Source organism: Aeromonas sp. sif0611, assembly GCF_019218845.1.
Taxonomy (GTDB): domain Bacteria; phylum Pseudomonadota; class Gammaproteobacteria; order Enterobacterales; family Aeromonadaceae; genus Aeromonas; species Aeromonas media.
On sequence record NZ_JAHUWU010000001.1, the window covers coordinates 537,260 to 554,733 of the forward strand.

At 62.0% G+C, this 17,474-nt stretch carries 14 protein-coding genes and 3 tRNA genes; 12 read left to right on the plus strand and 5 right to left on the minus strand.

Annotated features, from left to right (window positions below; all coding sequences use genetic code 11):
- The 3 genes from vgrG to hcp1 form a co-directional block, all read right to left on the minus strand.
- Entirely contained in the window at positions 1-2,232 is a 2,232-nt protein-coding gene (gene vgrG, locus KW824_RS02325; protein ID WP_218408782.1) for a type VI secretion system effector VgrG, read from the minus strand.
- 241 nt (positions 2,233-2,473) lie between these two features.
- Entirely contained in the window at positions 2,474-2,692 is a 219-nt protein-coding gene (locus tag KW824_RS02330; protein ID WP_218408783.1) for a hypothetical protein, read from the minus strand.
- 58 nt (positions 2,693-2,750) lie between these two features.
- Positions 2,751-3,269: a type VI secretion system effector Hcp1 gene (hcp1, locus tag KW824_RS02335; RefSeq protein WP_025326621.1), complete on the minus strand. Its 519-nt coding sequence runs from the start codon at positions 3,267-3,269 to the stop codon at positions 2,751-2,753.
- A 671-nt stretch (positions 3,270-3,940) separates the two neighbouring features.
- Between hcp1 and KW824_RS02340 the strand changes: the two genes are divergently transcribed.
- Positions 3,941-5,155 (plus strand): hypothetical protein, encoded by a 1,215-nt coding sequence (locus KW824_RS02340; RefSeq protein WP_218408784.1) that lies wholly within the window; start codon positions 3,941-3,943, stop codon positions 5,153-5,155.
- Between the two features lie 439 nt (positions 5,156-5,594).
- Here the strand turns inward: KW824_RS02340 and KW824_RS02345 are convergent.
- Together KW824_RS02345 and dauA are read right to left on the minus strand one after the other, a co-directional pair.
- Positions 5,595-5,682, minus strand: a tRNA-Ser gene (locus KW824_RS02345).
- Positions 5,683-5,863: 181 nt separating this feature from the next.
- The gene (gene dauA, locus KW824_RS02350) at positions 5,864-7,600 is read right to left on the minus strand and encodes a C4-dicarboxylic acid transporter DauA (RefSeq protein WP_043130379.1); all 1,737 of its coding nucleotides are present in this window, start codon (positions 7,598-7,600) and stop codon (positions 5,864-5,866) included.
- Here dauA and KW824_RS02355 point away from each other — a divergent pair.
- From KW824_RS02355 to KW824_RS02405, 11 genes are all read left to right on the plus strand, one after another.
- On the plus strand, positions 7,599-8,111 hold the full coding sequence (locus KW824_RS02355) for a hypothetical protein (RefSeq protein ID WP_218408785.1): 513 nt from the start codon (positions 7,599-7,601) through the stop codon (positions 8,109-8,111). The genes dauA and KW824_RS02355 overlap by 2 nt on opposite strands.
- Before the next feature lie 52 nt (positions 8,112-8,163).
- Positions 8,164-8,239, plus strand: a tRNA-Asn gene (locus KW824_RS02360).
- Between the two features lie 2 nt (positions 8,240-8,241).
- Positions 8,242-8,317: transfer RNA gene (locus tag KW824_RS02365), tRNA-Asn, on the plus strand.
- Positions 8,318-8,628: 311 nt separating this feature from the next.
- Positions 8,629-10,065 (plus strand): circularly permuted type 2 ATP-grasp protein, encoded by a 1,437-nt coding sequence (locus tag KW824_RS02370; protein WP_218408786.1) that lies wholly within the window; start codon positions 8,629-8,631, stop codon positions 10,063-10,065.
- Complete coding sequence (locus KW824_RS02375) at positions 10,059-10,985, plus strand: alpha-E domain-containing protein (RefSeq protein WP_218408787.1); 927 nt, start codon at positions 10,059-10,061, stop codon at positions 10,983-10,985. The genes KW824_RS02370 and KW824_RS02375 overlap by 7 nt, the downstream gene beginning before the upstream one ends.
- Positions 10,982-11,782 carry a transglutaminase family protein gene (locus tag KW824_RS02380; RefSeq protein ID WP_218408788.1) on the plus strand — a complete coding sequence of 267 codons (801 nt, stop codon included), beginning with the start codon at positions 10,982-10,984 and terminating at the stop codon, positions 11,780-11,782. Before KW824_RS02375 ends, KW824_RS02380 begins: the two co-directional genes overlap by 4 nt.
- Before the next feature lie 16 nt (positions 11,783-11,798).
- Positions 11,799-12,500 carry a peptidase gene (locus KW824_RS02385; protein WP_218408789.1) on the plus strand — a complete coding sequence of 234 codons (702 nt, stop codon included), beginning with the start codon at positions 11,799-11,801 and terminating at the stop codon, positions 12,498-12,500.
- Between the two features lie 82 nt (positions 12,501-12,582).
- Positions 12,583-13,068 (plus strand): YqhA family protein, encoded by a 486-nt coding sequence (locus KW824_RS02390; RefSeq protein WP_182785676.1) that lies wholly within the window; start codon positions 12,583-12,585, stop codon positions 13,066-13,068.
- A gap of 123 nt (positions 13,069-13,191) precedes the next feature.
- The gene (locus KW824_RS02395; protein ID WP_005327423.1) at positions 13,192-13,641 is read left to right on the plus strand and encodes a hypothetical protein; all 450 of its coding nucleotides are present in this window, start codon (positions 13,192-13,194) and stop codon (positions 13,639-13,641) included.
- A gap of 4 nt (positions 13,642-13,645) precedes the next feature.
- Positions 13,646-16,615: a YncE family protein gene (locus tag KW824_RS02400; RefSeq protein ID WP_218408790.1), complete on the plus strand. Its 2,970-nt coding sequence runs from the start codon at positions 13,646-13,648 to the stop codon at positions 16,613-16,615.
- On the plus strand, positions 16,615-17,439 hold the full coding sequence (locus tag KW824_RS02405; protein ID WP_042648106.1) for an FTR1 family protein: 825 nt from the start codon (positions 16,615-16,617) through the stop codon (positions 17,437-17,439). The genes KW824_RS02400 and KW824_RS02405 overlap by 1 nt, the downstream gene beginning before the upstream one ends.
- Positions 17,440-17,474 lie beyond the last annotated feature (35 nt).

Consider the following 17,474-nt stretch of genomic DNA (forward strand, 5'->3'; position numbering starts at 1 on the left):
TCAGCCCTCGTCGCTCAGACTGTCGAGATGGCCGGTGAGGGCCGAGATGGATTCACGGGGCAGATCGGCAAAAGTGTCCTGCAGGTCATAGGTCACTGAGGCGGTGCCAGCCGGCACATCCTCGAGCAGCGCCATGCCCTCACCATCCAGCGTGCCTTCCCGCACCGAACCATCGCTCAATATGGCCTTGTAGGGGGTGCCCGCCAGCGGCATCAGCTCGGAGTCGAGGTGATAAAATTTCATCCAGCGTGTGTGAGGGCTGTCCAACATACCCTCGATGCTCTTGGGTACCTTGCCAGCCCAACCAGATCCAGAGCCTGCATTGCCACCCGAATTCATCTTGATGGTGGGGCCGACCAGGGTGACACCGCCGCCATCGACCTTGATAAAGCAGCCACCGACCTTGACGGTAATCTCAGAACCCGCTTCCAGCACCACCTTGGCACCGGCTTTTACGTGCACTTCCTGCCCCGCCTGGGTGAGCCAGCTCTGACCGAGTTTTTGATGCATGGAGGTATCCACGCTCAGCGAGTAGTCAGCCTTGATATGGTCCCGCTTCTCTCCTTCAACGGTCAGATGATCGTTGCCAAGACTGGGCGGGGCACCCTCCTTTCCCGGCACCTTTCTGATGCGAGTAACCCGCTCATTGTCGATGTCCCTATGCTCGTCATGTTTGATATGCCAGGCGGCATCGTTCTCTATCAGCACGTTCAGGTCTTTCTGACCGTGGATATAAATCTCTTCCTTGCCAGCCTGGTCTTCAAAGCGCAGCTCATTGAACCCCTCACCCTGGTGGGTTTCGGTGCGCAGCACGGTGCGGGTCTTGTTGGCCGGCAGCTCGTAGGGCGGCCGGTTGGTGGCATGATAGGTGCGGCCGGTGACGATGGGCTGGTCCGGGTCCCCCTCCAGGAATGAGACGATGACCTCGTGGCCGATGCGCGGGATGGCCATCATGCCGTATTGGCCGCCGGCCCATCCTTGAGAGACTCGCACCCAGCAGGAACTCTGATCGTTACTCGAGCCGTAGCGGTCCCACGGGAATTGCAGCTTCACCCGGCCGTGCTCGTCGCAGTAAATCTCCTCACCGTCGGGGCCCACCACCATGGCGATTTGCGGGCCATCCACCATCGGCTTGTGAGGGGCCTCCGGGCTGCCGATGCGCGCCCGCCAGGTGGTGCTCGCTTTCACCACCCCGAATTCGTTGTGGTAGACGGTCGGGCCGTTGCCCCCCTCCTCTTCCAGCGCCTGCGGCTGCAAGCCGGTGTGCTGGATGCGCACAATTTGCCAGTCGGTGTTGAGGCTGCCGTTGGGGTGTTCAGTGAGTGAAAACGTCTGGCCCGGCAGCAAGGCGGCGCAGTTGGACTTAGCCTGGCCCGCCACCGCGTCGTTGCGCAGCGCATCCAGCCGGTGCTGGGCAAACGCCTTGCCGCTCGGGTCCTGCTTGTAGCGGCCCGGATAGTCGAAGTGCTGATAGGTATCCCGTTGATGCTCTAGCTCACTGCCCTGCTTTTTGTGAGAGAGACCGTAAGCCGGGGTCTTGAAGCTGTAGTCTTTCAGCTCCACATCCGAGGGGCGCACGGCCTCGCGGTAGTGGAACTGCCGAACATAGGGGCCTTGCTCGAGGGAACGGTTGCCAAGGTTGAAGAAGAGCTCGGGGCCGGCAGTCAGGGCGGCAGCATCATCGGCAAACACAATGCGGTGCTTGCCCGCTTCAAACTCGTGGAAGTAGAACATCCCCTCCTCGGCGGCGAGCCGGTTCACGAAATCGAGGTCGGTTTCCCGGTACTGAACGCAGTATTCCCGCTTGGCATGCTCGTTTTTGAGCGCAAAGGCGTAATCGGTGATGCCGTGCTCTTGCAACAGGATGGAGAGGATTTCGTCGGGCTTTTGCGCCTGGAAGATGCGGGAGTTCTGGCGCAAAGAGAGTCGCCACAGGGCCGGCTGCACCAGCAGCTGATAGCGGGTGCGGCGAAAGCCGCTGTCCCCTTGCGCGAAGTCACTGACCACCCCGCACACCCGGCGCTGCAGCTCGCCGTTGTACCACACCAGCAGCTCGCACGGCTGGTCCAGCACGGCGCCAAAGTCGAGGTCGGGCTGAGCGCTTGCCAGCTCCAGGCGCAGGTTGAACGGCCGGTTCAGCGCTTCATCCAGTGCAAACTCGGCCACCACCAAGGTGCTCTCGGGCAGCGTCCCCACCTTGACGGTAAATTGTAAACCTGTGCTGTCTGCCATCGGTACGCCTCTGCTATCAGCCCAGCCCCGCAAGCCTGCCGGGCAACCTGAGGTGGATAAGAGATCCACCATGGCCGCCACTTTCTCGCCGCCATGGCTACCGCACGCCCATGAGGCGCGCGGTCGGATCGTCAGTCGTGATCTTTCTTGTGCTCGCTCACCAGGGCAAACAAGCAGGAGAAAAACGGACGGGCGTTATTGAGTGGACATCACAAGCAGGCCGGTATCCCGGCCTTCGAGATCACGCCAGATGGGCCTGGATGTATTGCGCCATCTGGAGACTGCGGGCATCACCACGACTTTGCAGATCGGCGATCACCTCCTGCTGGGTTCCGCGGTACACCAGGGATCCCCGAACCAGAGTTCTATGGTTGTGGCCAATGTCAGTGAAGGTAGCCCCCCCTCTGTGCAGGTGAATGTGCGGTTCGTTGGTATCGGGATAGAAGGATTCTTTTGGCATGCAGCCTCCCTGTCTGATTCAGAAAAGGGAGCCCCCGGTCGAGCGCTCCCTCATGGCATCAAGCCTCGATCGGGGCACGCCAGTCGTCGGCACCCGAGGTACCGGCTACGGTGTGTTCCCAGTCAATCTTGCGATAGGCCAGGGAGACCTGGATCAGCTGAGTGAAATCGGCGTTGGCCGGATCCTGGCAGTGAGGCATCTGGCAGTCGATGTCGACGATGGTGGCATCGGTCAGCACGGTAGAGAAGAAGTGCTCCTGCTTGCCCTCCACCGAGGTGCGGTACCACTTCAAGGTCACTTTCGGCAGCATCTCGCCGGAGGCCAGGGAGTTGTACATCAGCGGCACGGCCTTGTTCAGGGCCACGGTGAACTTGAACGGCTTGTGGACACGCTGGCCGGCGGGCTGACCGGATTGCGGATCGGTCGGCACGGTAACGACGTGCTGGAACTCTTGGACCAGCATCTCGTCTTCGTGGCCCTGCACGAAGATGTTGCCGACGGAGTCGGAGGTGAAGGCACCGGCGGTGATGTTGCCCTGGGTTTTACCTTCGATGCTGATATAACATGGAGTTGGCATGAGTTTGCTCCTGATGGGTTGAACGGTAATGACACTCAACCGAAACCATTAGCAGTGACTATGCCAATTCATTATTTAGCTATAAAACAACAACTTGAACCTATTTTATGCCCAGTTGAGCATCAACACACCGCAACACCTTGCGCATAAAGAGTCTATTGCTGGCATTTATTGCAATGGCAGTACTTAACACCACATCTGAGGCAAAAAGTTGCCCACACCAGCATTTAATACCGCCATCAATGATGAATGCACGGCTCTTTTCAGGACTATCTCGCCAACAACAGCCCCTGCTTTCTCTGGCATGACACAGCCCTGAGGCAAGGGATTGTGCTGGCCATCATCGAGAACGCTGGAGAGCCCTCAAGAGTGAAATTGTCGTAGGTTGATCACGTCACCAGTCCATGGCAAACGCTATACCTATAGCCATGGGGCTTGCTCAAGGGTACTGAGATGGAACCCGCCATCGCGACAATGACTTTCCTCTGCCAATCCTTTTACATATGGGGTTTTCAGCCACCACAGAGGCTGAGTTCAGAGGACTCGTCATGGTGCACTCATGACACCAAGCTCCGATCCCGGCCCGCAGCGCCCTCGCCCTCCACTTTGGTGGCAAGGCGAGCCAGTACCGGCTGGATGGCGCTTTCATCGCACACCAAGGTGGTCCCATCATGTCGCATCACAGGCCTGTCACTTCGCCCGATCCCCTCACGCCTCCTCTGTCCGATCCAGGCAACTTCTCCCTGATCCTGGGAGGGCCGCTCTATCAGCTGTGGAGCCGGGCTCACCTTGGCGATATAGAGGTGCATATCAGGCGCAGGATCCTTATTCTCTGCGGGATCTGCTGGTTGCCCCTGTTGCTGCTGTGCGGCTGGGAAGGGAGCCTGCTTGAAGGGGTGGCCGTGCCCTTTCTGCTGGACATAGAAACCCATGTCCGCTTTCTCATCTGCGTCTCTTTGCTGGTGTTCGCCGAACTGATCGTCCATCAACGCATCCGGGGTATCGTCAGCCAGTTTGTCGAGCGAGGGTTGATCTCGCCGCTCTCCTTGCCACGTTTTCATGACGCCATCCGCAGTGCCATGAGCTGGCGAAACTCGATCCCCGCAGAGGTCGGGCTCATCCTGTGCGTCTTCTCGATGGGGTATTTTATCCGGACCAGCACCTTCACCCTGGAATCTTCAACCTGGTACGCCACCTTCAATGAGGGTCATGCGACCCTTACCCTGCCCGGCTTCTGGTTCTTCTGGGTGAGTAATCCCATTATCCAGTTCCTGCTCCTGCGCTGGCTCTACCGGCTTCTGATCTGGGCACGCTTCCTCTGGCAGGTTTCCCGGATCCCCCTCGCTCTCATGCCGACCCATCCCGATCGCAACTGCGGCCTAGGCTTTCTCGGGGGATCGGCCTACGCCTACTCACCGCTGCTGACCGCACTGGGTGCCCAGCTGGCCGGTTTTATCGCCAACCGGATCTTCTATGACGCCGCCGTGCTGACCGCCTACAAGCCGGAGATCATCCTGCTAGCCGGCTTTGGATTGCTGCTGGTGCTGGCGCCCCTGACGGTCTTCACCCCCCATATTCTGGCGGCCAAGCGTATGGGACTGCGGGAATACGGTGCCCTCGCCGCCGAATACAGCCGCAACTTCGAACACCGCTGGCTGCGCACGGCAGACCGGGACGGGGAATCCCTGCTCGGTGCCTCGGATATCCAGTCCCTCGCCGATTTCGGCAATGCCTATGCCGTCATCAAGGAGATCAGGCCCATGCCATTTAGCCGGGACATGTTCCTGCAACTGGTATTCGCGACTGTGGTGCCCTTCCTGCCCCTGCTCCTCACCCTGTTCTCCTTCGAAGCATTACTCGACAGACTGGTCGGGGTGATCTTCTGATAGGGCAGGGAGAGGCTCGGCGCAAGGCAGGGATAGGGCAATAGAAAAGTCCCGCCAGCACGCCGGTGGGGCTGGGGACAAACAGCTACCCCGGTTGATAAACCGGGTACAGTCCTCCGAAGGGGAGAGAGGATCGGGGAGATGACACGCCTGTGGGGCTTACGGCGTCGGAGCCGCCAAGTAACCTCATGCTCCTCAGGCAAGGATCGGCCACTCTTCGCAGCACTTGGGGAGATTAGGTTCCCAAAAGCAAAAAGCCCGACCATCAGGTCGGGCTTTCAAGTTGGCGGAGGGTCGGGATTGACTCGCGCCATTCCTGGCGCTCGCCCTGCGGCTGTCCAGGCAGGTTATCCTGCCCGCCTGTCGAACCAGGGCTCGAACCGAGCCGTCTGTCACCGGATAAAGCAAAAAACCGACCCTGAGGTCGGTTTTTCTAATTTGGCGGTGAGGGAGGGATTCGAACCCTCGATACGTTGCCGTATACACACTTTCCAGGCGTGCTCCTTCAGCCACTCGGACACCTCACCAAATTTTGGTCTGACGCTTAACGTGTTCAGCCAACACGGGTTCGTTGCGCTGCTGCGCCGGAACGGGGCGTAATGTAAGGGATAGGAGAGGACCGGTCAATCTCATTTTTCATCTTTTGCCATCGATTGCTCAATTTGCGAACCAAGTGACCAAAAAGATGCCGTTTCCTATCCCTTTACATCAATTTTCAACCGCTTCGTGCAAATGTTCCCCTCTGATAGCCTCCTCCAGCGAGCCGTAGAACTCCAGCTCACCCGGGACAGGACGCACCTTGGCCCGCGCCAGGGTCTTGAGGGGCTGGAACTGCAGCTCGGCCACCTTCAGCTGGACGCCCGACTTGGCCATGCGCCTGGTAAATTGCTGGAAGGCAGAGAGCCCGCCGGCGTCCAGGATGGAGACGGCCTCCATCTGCAGGATCAGCGCCTTGTGCTCACCCACCTGGGCCAGCAGTTCGTCGAAGACCCGCTCCGCCGCCGCAAAGAACAGGGGACCATTGATCTTGTAGAGCAGGGTCTGCGCCGGTACTTCGCTGGCATAGCGCCCGTGCTCCGCCAGATTGTGCAGCTTGGTCATCTTGGCGATCTCGCGCATGAACAGCAAGGACGCCAGGATCACCCCGAAGGTGATGGCGATGACCATGTCGAAGATGACGGTCAGCGACAGGCAGACCAGCAGCACCAGCACGTCCGAGCGGGGCGCCCGGCGCACCAGATCCACTACCTTGTGGGCCTCGCTCATGTTCCAGGCCACCAGCAGCAGCAGGGCGGCCATGGCGGAGAGCGGCAGCCAGGAGAGCCAGGGGGCCAGCACCAGGATGGCGGCCAGCACCACCAGCGCATGGACTATGCCGGAGATGGGCGAGGTGGCCCCCGCCCGCACGTTGGCGGCGGAGCGCGCGATGGCGGCCGTCGCCGTGATGCCGCCGAAGAAGGGGGCGAGGATGTTGCCTAGCCCCTGCCCCACCAGCTCGCCGTTGGAGCTGTGCTTGCGCCCCGTCATGCCATCCAGCACCACGGCGCAGAGCAGGGATTCGATGGCTCCCAGCATGGCCATGGAGAAGGCGGCGGGCAGCAGCCGCTCTATGGCGGCGAGGTTCCACTCCACCGGCGCACCATCCGGTCCCGGCAGGGCCCAGGGCATCACCAGGGTCGGGGCTATGGGGGGGATCCCCATGCCCTGGGTGCCATCGGCCAGGGTATAGCTGAATTTGCTGCCGATAGTGGCCACGTCCACCCCGAACTGGTGCAGACCGAAAGCCAGGCCGACACCCACCAGCACGGCCGGCAGGTGGCCTGGCACCGGCAGCCGCAATCGGGGCCAGAGCAGCAGCACCGCCAGGGTGGCCACCCCCACCAGGGTATCACCCCACTGCCAGCTTGGCAGGGCATGGGCCAGCGCCTGCACCTTGCCGACATAGGTTTCCGGCATCTCGGGAACGTGCAGGCCGAAGAAGTCCTTGATCTGCAAGGTGGCGATCACGATGGCGATCCCGCCCGTAAAGCCAAGCGTTACCGAGGGCGGAATGTATTCGATGAGGCGGCCGAGACGCGCCATCCCCATGGCCACCAGGAAGAAGCCGGAGATGAGGGTCGCCATCAAGAGGCCCCCCACCCCGAATTGCTGGGCCACCGGATAGAGGATCACCACGAAGGCGGCAGTGGGGCCAGAAATCGAGAAGCGCGACCCCCCCGTCACGGCGATGACGATGCCGGCGATGATGGCGGTGTAGAGGCCGTGCTGGGGCGGCACCCCGCTGGCGATGGCCAGCGCCATGGCCAGCGGAATCGCGATGATGCCGACCGTGATGCCGGCGATGAGGTCACGGCCGAAACGCGCCACGCTGTAGGGTTCGTCGATGCAGGATTGGCGCAATGCGATAGCCAGCTTCACGCCTTGTAAGGAAGCTTGATTGTGCATGTCTAGGGTAATACCAGAAGAGGGAGACAAAGGCCGGGGTGAACCGGCACCCGATCATCATCAAGGGCCGGCAGAGCTGTCGACGCGGCGATGGTATCCAGAGCAACCATACCTGAGCCGGCCCGATAATTCGATGGGCAGGATCAAGAAATGGCCATTACCCCGCATTATTGTCATCGATAGACCGCATATCGCCGATTTTAACCCCATCCCTCCAGATATCTTGTCATCGCCAATCTGCAGCGCGTCGATACCCGCTATCATCACAGATGCAACACCATCGACAGGCGGTACCTCACCGATTTTCTCGCCAATCACCATCAATGTCGGACCATCCATTGCCGCGCCCCAGCAAGGCAACCCGGGCGCCCCCTCTCACGGCCTGATCAACCGCAACCGCAACCGCAGGCAGAGGTATCTCAAGCTGCTGATTGTGCTGAAAATAGTCCACAGCGACCAAGTTTTGGGCAAACGGGCCAAAAAGCCCTTTTTCCGTAGAATGGCGGGTTGACACCCGTCCGGGGGATCATTAATATCCGCTGCGTCTCGACGAGACAGGCAATTCCTCCTTAGTTCAGTCGGTAGAACGGCGGACTGTTAATCCGTATGTCACTGGTTCAAGTCCAGTAGGAGGAGCCAATTCCCTCGTAGTTCAGTCGGTAGAACGGCGGACTGTTAATCCGTATGTCACAGGTTCAAGTCCTGTCGAGGGAGCCATCTTCTAAAGCCCAGTCTCAGGACTGGGCTTTTTCGTTTCTACTGCCCCAGCACGGGGCAAGGCGAAGCAGCGTGGCCTCCCCTCCTTGCCGGTCTCTCCTCATCGCGCCTGGAGGCACTGCCACAAGATGGCGCAGGGCTACCCTCTATGGGGTGCCAGTCTGGTGCGGCGCCCTTTGCCTCATGCTGACAGAATAATCATCCATATGATTTATCAGCAGAAAATTACTGATACCGGCCTTCATAGCGACTCAATTGACTGGCACACCCCTTGCAATTCCTGACGTCAGGGACGTCACAAGGAGTTGCCTATGCTACCCATCAAGCCGCCCGGACCCGGTTGTTACGACGAGATGTTGCTCGCCGACAACCAGTTTCGCGATCACTACCACGCCTACCTGGCGTGGCTGCAGCAGACCGACGAGAAGAGCGTAGAGCGCAAGCGTGAGGAGGCCGACCTGCTGTTTCACCGGGTCGGCATCACCTTCAACGTCTATGGGGATGGGGACGGCGCCGAGCGCCTCATCCCGTTCGACAGCATTCCCCGCATCATTCCCGCCCGGGAGTGGCAGCATCTGGACAAGGGGATCCGCCAGCGCGTCACCGCCCTCAACGCCTTCCTGCACGACATCTATCACGATCAGCGCATCCTGAAGGCGGGGGTGATCCCGGCCGCCCAGATCCTCACCAATGCCCAGTACCAGCCCTGCATGCAGGGGGTCGACCTGCACCGCAATACCTATGTCCACATCACAGGGGTCGACATCATTCGCAACAGCGACGGCGACTACTACGTGCTGGAGGACAATCTGCGCACGCCCTCCGGGGTCTCCTACATGCTGGAAAACCGCAAGATGATGATGCGCCTCTTCCCTGAGCTGTTTCACAACCAGCCCATCGCGCCGGTGGAGCGCTACCCGGCGCTCTTGTTGCAGACCCTGCGCGAGAGCAGCCCGGTGGACAACCCCTGCGTGGTGGTGATGACCCCGGGCCGCTTCAACAGCGCCTACTTCGAGCACAGCTTCCTCGCCCAGCAGATGGGGGTGGAGCTGGTGGAGAGCGCGGATCTGGTGGTCAAGGATGGTCAGGTGCTGATGCGCACCACCACTGGGCTGAAAAGGGTGGATGTCATCTATCGCCGCATCGACGACGACTACCTGGATCCCCTCGCCTTCAACCCGGACTCCCTCATCGGTGTGCCCGGCCTGCTCTCTGTCTATCGCGCCGGCGGCGTGGTGCTGGCCAATGCCATCGGCACCGGGGTGGCGGATGACAAGTCCATCTACCCCTATGTGCCGGAGATGATCCGCTTCTATCTGGGGGAGGAGCCCATCCTCAACAACGTCCCCACCTGGCAGTGCCGGGAACCCGATGCCCTGGCCTATGTGCTGGCGCACCTGGAGGAGCTGGTGGTCAAGGAGGTCCATGGCGCCGGCGGATACGGCATGCTGATCGGCCCCTGCGCCAGCCGCGAGGAGCTGGCCCGTTTTCGCGAGCTGCTCAAGGCCAGGCCCGACAACTACATCGCCCAACCGACGCTCTCCCTCTCCACCTGCCCCACCTTCGTCGAGGCGGGCATCGCCCCCCGCCACATAGACCTGCGTCCCTTCGTCCTCACCGGACAGGAGCTGCGCCTGGTGCCGGGCGGCCTGACCCGGGTCGCCCTCACCGAAGGCTCCCTGGTGGTCAACTCCTCCCAGGGCGGCGGCACCAAGGACACCTGGGTCATGGAGGGCAACCCATGCTGAGCCGTACCGCAAGTGAACTCTACTGGATGTCCCGCCATCTGGAGCGGGCGGAGAACACGGCCCGCATGCTGGACGTCACCCAGACCATGTCGCTGATGCCCTCCATCGACGCCGATCACAGCGAGCTGGTGGCCCCCCTCACCATCAGCGGCACCCACGAGCCCTTCCTGGCCCGCTACGGCCAGGTGAACATGGAGAACCTGCTGCAATTTTTCTGCTTCGACGAGGAGAACCCGGTCAGCATCTTCAGTTGTCTGCGCATGGCCAGGGACAACGCCCACGGGGTGCGGGGCAAGATCCCGGGTGAGGTGTGGGAGAGCATCAACGCCGCCTGGATAGAGATCCGCCGGCGCCGCAAGGCGGGGCTCTCCAGCGGCCAGGCCCAGGAGTTCTTCGACTGGATCAAGGAGCGCTCCCACCAGTTCCGCGGCGCCACCTACGGCACCATGATGCGGGGGGACGTACTCTGGTTCCTGCGCCTTGGCACCTTCATCGAGCGGGCCGACAACACGGCGCGCATCCTCACCGTCAAGTACCAGGTAATCCGGGAAGATGAAGACAGCGTACGCGAGTTCTACCGCTGGAACGCCCTGCTGCGCTCGGTGGGGGCCTACGAGGCGCACCAGACCCTCTACAAGACGCTCTCCCACGCCTCCATCGCCGAGCTGCTGATCCTGCGCAACGAAGTGCCGCGCTCCCTGCGCGCCTGCCTCGACGAGATGGAGCTGATCCTGGCCCAGATCGAGGGCAACGCCGGGCAGACGCCCCGGCGTCTCACCACCATACTCAACGCCCATCTGACCTATGGCACCATCGACGATGTCTTTGCCCTCGGCATGCAGGCGTATCTGAGCAATTTCCTCGGCGACATCGGCGCCATCGGCCAGAGCATCCACGCCGCCTACCTGGAGGTATTATGAGACTCATCATCGATCACCAGACCCGCTACCACTATGCCGACGTGGTGCGCCGCAGCACCCAGTACCTGCGCCTGACCCCCCACAGCACCGCCCGCCAGCAGATCCTCTCCTGGCAGCTGGAGCTGCCCGGGGAGGCCACCTGCACCACGGACGGTTACGGCAACATACTGCACGTGCTGAGCCTGGAGTCCCCCCACGAGGGGATCCTGATCCGCGCCCGTGGCGAGGTGGAGATCTGCGACGACGCCCCGGAGGATGAGGAGCACTCTCCCATCTCCCCCCTGAGCTACCTGAGGCCCACCACCCTCACTAGCCCGACCCCGGCCCTGCGGGATCTTGCGAAGGATTGTCTGCCAGAAGAGCCCGCCCTGGCTGACTTGCAGAGCCTGATGGAGCGCATCCTGGTGCTGATGCCCTACCAGCCCGGCAGCACGGACGCCACCTTCAGTGCCGACGAGGCCCTCGCCTCGGGCAGTGGCGTCTGTCAGGACCACACCCATGTGTTCCTCACCTGCTGCCGCCATGCCGGTCTGCCAGCGCGGTACGTGAGCGGTTACCTCTACAGCCAGGACAGCAGCCACGTGGCGATGCACGCCTGGGCCGAGGTGTGGATCGAGGAACGCTGGCAAACCTTCGATGTGACCAACCTCACCTGCTCCGCCAACGAGCACCTCAAGCTTGCGGTCGGCATGGATTACCTGGATGCCTGTCCGGTGCGCGGGGTGCGCTACGGCGGCGGCTGTGAACAGTTGCAGAGCCAGGCACAGGTCACTCGCCTGGATGGGCAGCAGCAATGAAGGCCGGGAGAGTCTCATGACCTACTGCGTCGCCATGTGCCTGCAAGACGGCATGGTGTTTGCCTCCGACTCGCGCACCAATGCGGGGGTGGATCACATCGCCACCTTCCGCAAACTGCACCTCTTCAACCGGGAGGACAGGGTGCTGGTGCTGCAAAGCGCCGGCAATCTGGCCACTACCCAGAGCGTCATCAGCCTGCTGACGGAGGGGCAGGAGCTCCTTGCCCTCCCCAGCCTCTACGAGGTCGCGGCCCTCATCGGCCAGACCATACGCACCGTCATCAGCCGGGATGGGGGCCAGCAGCAGGGCCATGTCAACTTCGGCTGCAACATCCTACTGGGGGGCCAGATCCGGGGGGAGCGCCATCGCCTGTTCCACATCTATCCGGAGGGCAACTTCATCGAGGCAAGCGTCGACACCCCCTACTTCCAGATTGGTGAGAGCAAGTACGGCAAGCCCATAATCGACCGCATCATCCACCATGAGACGCCGCTTCAGACCGCCCTGCAGTGCGCCCTCATCTCCATCGACTCGACCCTGCGCAGCAACCTTTCGGTGGGCTTGCCCCTGGATGCCCTGGTCTATCCCGAGGGAAGCTTCTCGGCGGCACACCTGCACCGCATCACCGAACAGAACCCCCACTTCCTGGCGCTGCGAAAGGCCTGGGGAGAGGGGTTGCAGCAACTGTTCCAGGGTCTCCCCACCTTCCCCCTCTAAGCCAGGCGGGAGGCGCCAAGGCGCTTTCCCGCTCCTTTCTTTCCGGATATTCTGGCTGCCTTTCCTTTCGATGGAGTTTCCCATGCGCCGCTTCAACGTCATGCTCAACGGCAGCCGATTGATGATGTTTCCCTTCTATGTCTGCATCCTTATCTGTGTCGCCCTCTTGATGGTGAAGTTTGCCATGCAGCTCTATGTGCTGTGCCGCGACATCATCGACATCCACTATCTGGATCTCATCACCGGGGTGCTCACCCTGGTGGACTTCGTGCTGGTCGCACAGATGCTGATCCTGGTGGCCATCTGCGGCTACGTGCAGTTCATCAAGACCCCGGAGCAGCGGGCAGCCCTGGGGGACAACTGGCTCAGCAAGATCAACTTCGCCTCACTCAAACTCATCGTCATCAACTCTCTGGTGACCATCGCCGGCATCGAGGTGCTCAAGGCCTTCCTGGACGACGGTTCCGGCAACGAGACAGAGATGAAATGGTCGGTCATCGTGTTCCTCGCCTTCTCCACCGCGGCCCTCATCTACGCCATCACGGAACGGCTGGCAGACCACAAGTGACCCGTCCCTGATTTCATTCAGGATCTATTCATCAACGACCGAATTGATAACTCTTTTCATTACCCTTACTGCGTTATAAACTTGCTCCCCCCGGGCCGTACCGCCCGGGCGTTGGAGCAATCAATGACAAGCCTTTCCCTCTCACCCCGACAGTGCTGGCAGTGGCTGGCCTATCACCATCAGGCCGCCGAGGGCTCCCTCTACCTGATGTTTTTCTCCGGCCTGCTGCTGTGGGAGCCGCTGACCCCGGTCTGGTCCCTGGCACGCTGGAATCTGTTTCTCCATGTCATGCTCTCGCTCACCCTGTTTCCCTTGCTATTTGGTGCCTTCTGGCTCTCTCATCGCAGTCTGCTGAGCAAGAGCCGCAAGCCTTTCTTGCGCACCACCGGGCGCATCATCGAAGCCTTGCTGCTGGTCTGTCTGGCCAGCGGCCTGCTGCTGGTGCTACACGGCACCCCGGGGGATAGCCTCGGCAACCTTGCCAGCTGGGCCCACTGGCTGAGCGCGCTCGCGTTGACGCCCCTGGTGCTGCGCCACGCCTGGCGCTGGACCATCTTGACATGGCGCACCTGATCTTATGTTGAAGTTGTTGTTATCCCTGATGTTCGCCGCCCTGCTGCCGGGGACTGCCTCGGCCCAGGAGATGGGCACTGCCATGATCGCCTATGACGAGGGGAACGCCCCGCGCCTGGTCACCGCCAACCAGAGCGCCGGCTCGGTCACCCTGCTTGAACGAAAAATCGGCAAGCGACTCAACGAGGTGCAACTGGGGGGGGATCTGCGCCAGCTGGCCCGCGCAGACGACGGTACCCTGCTGGTCACCGATTACAGCGGCGATCGCCTGCTGCTGCTGGATGATGATCTCGATCTGGAGAAGGCGATCCCCACCGGCCATCGACCCTACGGCGTCATCTTCGACCCCAAGCGGCGCTGGTTCTGGGTCAGCCTGTTCGAATCGGGTCACCTGCAGGCCTATGACAGCTCAGGCAAGCTCCAGCTGGATGCAGAGACTGCCGAGACCCCGCGCGGGCTGGCATTGACCGACGACGATCGCCTGCTGCTCACCCACGCTATGACGGGCCAACTCGCCATCTATGATCTCGCCAAGCTTGGCAATAGCGCCAAGGGTGCCACCCTGCCCAAACCCAGCCTCATCACCCTGGCCGAGACCCACAGCGCCACACCAAGCGACTCCCAGGGCTTGCCGCGCCTGCTCGATGGCATCGCCCTCTCCCCCGATGGCAGCGAAGCCTGGCTGCCCCATGTGCTGTGGAGTTTCGACCACCCCTTCCAGTTTCAGAGCACCGTCTTCCCGGCGGTCTCCATCATCGATCTCGATGAGGAGAAAGAGCGGGTAGATGAAAGAAAGCAGCTCTTCTTGCAGATCAACCTGCCAAACGTCGGCAACCGCAGCCAGATCGTCTCCAACCCGTTCGCGGCGCGCTTCGCCGCCGATGGCAAGCGGGTCTATCTGACCCTGGCGGGCTCCGAGGACTTGCTGGTGTTCGACCTCTCGCGCAGCGGCAAGCAGAACAGCAACCGCCATCGCCGCAAGAAGTTCCAGGGGGGCGCCAAGGCGACCCAGCTGCTGCGCCACCTGCCGGGCCAGAATCCGCGGGACTTGTTTGTAGACGGCGACCATATCCTGGTGCACAACGCCATGGGGCAGGATCTCACCCGCCTCAGTACCGGCGGCAGCGGCCCCTTCGCCCGGGTGACAGTGGATGTGCCCCACTTCGCCAAACTGGTGGAGACGGATCCCCGCCCCGAGCCTCTCAAACGCGGCGAGCGGTTGTTCAACCTGGGTAATACCGCCGCCAACAGCCGCTTCCCCATGGCCGGGGACAACTGGATGAGCTGCAACTCCTGCCATCTGGACGGCTTCAACTTCACCAACCGCCACCTGATGGCGGCCCATCGCCAGAAGAGCGGCGACAACGCCATCAACGGCCACGCCAACCTCGCCAACATGGTGGCGGGGGACTTTGTCGGCGAATACCTGCGCATGACTCAGCAAACCCAGGGCGGCATGGGCCACGACACCCGAGATGGCGGGGCAATGGTGGATCCCGCCAAGCCCCAACCCGAGGTGAAGGCGATGATGGAAGATCTGCACGCCTTCGTGACGGCGGACGGCAACCTCCCCTACCTTGCCAACTGGCTGCGACTCGATGCCCCGCGCACAGATCCCGCCAAGGCGCCGACCACTCACCCAAAAGAGTGGCTCAACTCCGCCTCCTGCCAGAACTGCCACCAACAGGCCTTCAAGGACTGGAGCGAGAGCAACCACCGGCTGATGGGCAACTCCCACCCCTACTACAAGGTGGTGCAGGCGCTGGCCCGCGAGACCGAAGGGGAAGCGTTCGGCCAGTGGTGTCAGGGCTGCCACATGCCCCAGCAGGTGCTGAACGGCCAGCAGGATCTGCCCAAGGGTTCCCACATGTTTGAGCAGGGCGGCGCCTCGCTGGTTGCGGCCCACAAGGCAGGTGAACCGGTTGTCGAGGAAGGCACCGGCTGCGTGCTGTGCCATCGCATCACCAAACTCGAGGATGCTGGTGGCAACAGTGCCTTCACGGTGAACCTGAAAGACAGGGAGAGTTATGTGTTCGAGGATGCCCCGGGGGGCAGCCTTCAGCACTGGCTGGCCGAGCGGCAGATCAACTCCCGCCCCGCCATGCACAAAGCCTCCTACCAGAAGGATTTCTACCGGGATGCGGCCCTGTGCAAGTCGTGCCACAACGAGTTTGCCCCGGGCACCGGCGCCAACATCGTCAACACCTGGGACGAGTGGGAAAACTCCAGCTTCGCCAAGGCCGAGGATCTCGCCAAGCGGCGCACCTGCATCGACTGCCACATGAACCCGGAGCCCGGCAACGGCGGCGCACCGGTAGCGGGCCAATCCACCGAAAACGGCCCGGTGAAGGAACGGCTCTATCGCCACAACTTCACCGGCGCCCAGCACCAGCTGGTGGGGCTGAGGAACCCGGCCCTCGAGCAGGAGAGCCTGGCACTGCTGCGCGCCAGCGCCACGCTCTCCGCCCGCATTGATGGGACTGTCGATAACCGCCAGCTGGTGGTGCGGGTTACCAACGTCGGCGCCGGCCACGCCCTCCCCACCGGGGTGGCCGATTTTCGCGAGATCTGGCTGGAGCTGACCGTCACCGACGCCAACGGAAACATCGTGCTCACCAGCGGCCAGCCGGTGAACGGCGCCGTGCCCGAGGATGCGCGGCTGTTCAGAAAAGTGTTCGGCGATGCCGAGGGCAAGCCGGTGGGACTCAAGTTCTGGCGCTACGCCAAGCTCCTTGAAGACACCCGCATTCCGGCCGATGGCTGGCGCGATGAAGCCTGGCCGCTGCCGGCGGATGCCCAGGGGCCCTTCAAGGCCGACATCAGACTCAATTTCCGCACCTACCCCAAGTGGGTCAGTGATGCGGTGCGCGCCGCCGAGCCGGGCTTGCCGGCGCCACCCATAGTGCAACTCAATCGGCTGCAACTGACCCTGCAGCCCCTCCCCGTCACGCCCGATACGGAGCCTCAATCCTGATGTTCGCAAGTTTTCTCATTACCCTACGCGAGGGGCTGGAAGCCTTCCTGCTGGTCGGCATCTGCCTCTCCTACCTCGCCAAGCTGGGGGCGAGCCGCTACAACAAGCTCATCTATCTGGGAGTCGGGCTCGGTCTTATCACCTCCCTCGTCGTCGCCTTCCTGTTCCAGGTGGTGGTGAGCCAGTTCGAGAGCGAGCGCTACAACCACCTGCTGATGGCGGGGATCCTGCTCTTCGCCACCCTGGTGCTCACCTACATGGCGATCTGGATGCAGAAGCAGGCCAAATCCCAGGTGGGGGCCATGACGGCACGCATCGATGCGGCCATCGATGGCGGCAACCTCTTTGGCCTGGTGCTGCTCGCCTTCCTCGCCGTGATGCGCGAAGGGTTTGAAACCGTGCTGTTCTTCTCGGCCCTGATCTACTCAGGGCAGGGGGTGGATCTGCATGAGGGGCTCATCGGCGCCTTGGGCGGATTGCTGGTCTCGGTGGCGTTGGTGTGGGGGCTGCTGCGCTCCACCCGCAAGGTGGCGCTGGCCCCCTTCTTCCGCTGGACCGGCCTGCTCATCATCATCATCGCCGCTGGCCTGCTCTCCTCTGCGGTCAACATGTTGCAGGCGGCAGACGTCATCACCTTCTGGACCACGCCCGTGTTCAACATCAGCCAGGTTCTCGACGATCGGGGGGTCTTCGGTACCTTCCTGCGCGCCCTGTTTGGCTACAATGCCTCGCCGGCCGGCCTGCAGCTGCTGACCTGGGCCGCCTACCTGGCCATCTTCGTCACCCTCTGGCATCGCAGCTATCAACCCAGGGCCCAAGGCTGATCGCGCGTTGCGCAGTTCCCTCAAAAGCGGCCAAG

Bases quoted from the DNA above. Each gene is read 5' to 3' on its own strand.
- dauA (WP_043130379.1), bottom strand. From the start codon at position 7,600: ATGCACAATCAAGCTTCCTTACAAGGCGTGAAGCTGGCTATCGCATTG.
- KW824_RS02385 (WP_218408789.1), top strand. From the start codon at position 11,799: ATGACCTACTGCGTCGCCATGTGCCTGCAAGACGGCATGGTGTTTGCC.
- KW824_RS02395 (WP_005327423.1), top strand. From the start codon at position 13,192: ATGACAAGCCTTTCCCTCTCACCCCGACAGTGCTGGCAGTGGCTGGCC.
- hcp1 (WP_025326621.1), bottom strand. From the start codon at position 3,269: ATGCCAACTCCATGTTATATCAGCATCGAAGGTAAAACCCAGGGCAAC.
- KW824_RS02380 (WP_218408788.1), top strand. From the start codon at position 10,982: ATGAGACTCATCATCGATCACCAGACCCGCTACCACTATGCCGACGTG.
- KW824_RS02370 (WP_218408786.1), top strand. From the start codon at position 8,629: ATGCTACCCATCAAGCCGCCCGGACCCGGTTGTTACGACGAGATGTTG.
- KW824_RS02390 (WP_182785676.1), top strand. From the start codon at position 12,583: ATGCGCCGCTTCAACGTCATGCTCAACGGCAGCCGATTGATGATGTTT.
- KW824_RS02355 (WP_218408785.1), top strand. From the start codon at position 7,599: ATGTCTAGGGTAATACCAGAAGAGGGAGACAAAGGCCGGGGTGAACCG.
- vgrG (WP_218408782.1), bottom strand. From the start codon at position 2,232: ATGGCAGACAGCACAGGTTTACAATTTACCGTCAAGGTGGGGACGCTG.
- KW824_RS02405 (WP_042648106.1), top strand. From the start codon at position 16,615: ATGTTCGCAAGTTTTCTCATTACCCTACGCGAGGGGCTGGAAGCCTTC.
- KW824_RS02330 (WP_218408783.1), bottom strand. From the start codon at position 2,692: ATGCCAAAAGAATCCTTCTATCCCGATACCAACGAACCGCACATTCAC.
- KW824_RS02400 (WP_218408790.1), top strand. From the start codon at position 13,646: ATGTTGAAGTTGTTGTTATCCCTGATGTTCGCCGCCCTGCTGCCGGGG.
- KW824_RS02340 (WP_218408784.1), top strand. From the start codon at position 3,941: ATGTCGCATCACAGGCCTGTCACTTCGCCCGATCCCCTCACGCCTCCT.
- KW824_RS02375 (WP_218408787.1), top strand. From the start codon at position 10,059: ATGCTGAGCCGTACCGCAAGTGAACTCTACTGGATGTCCCGCCATCTG.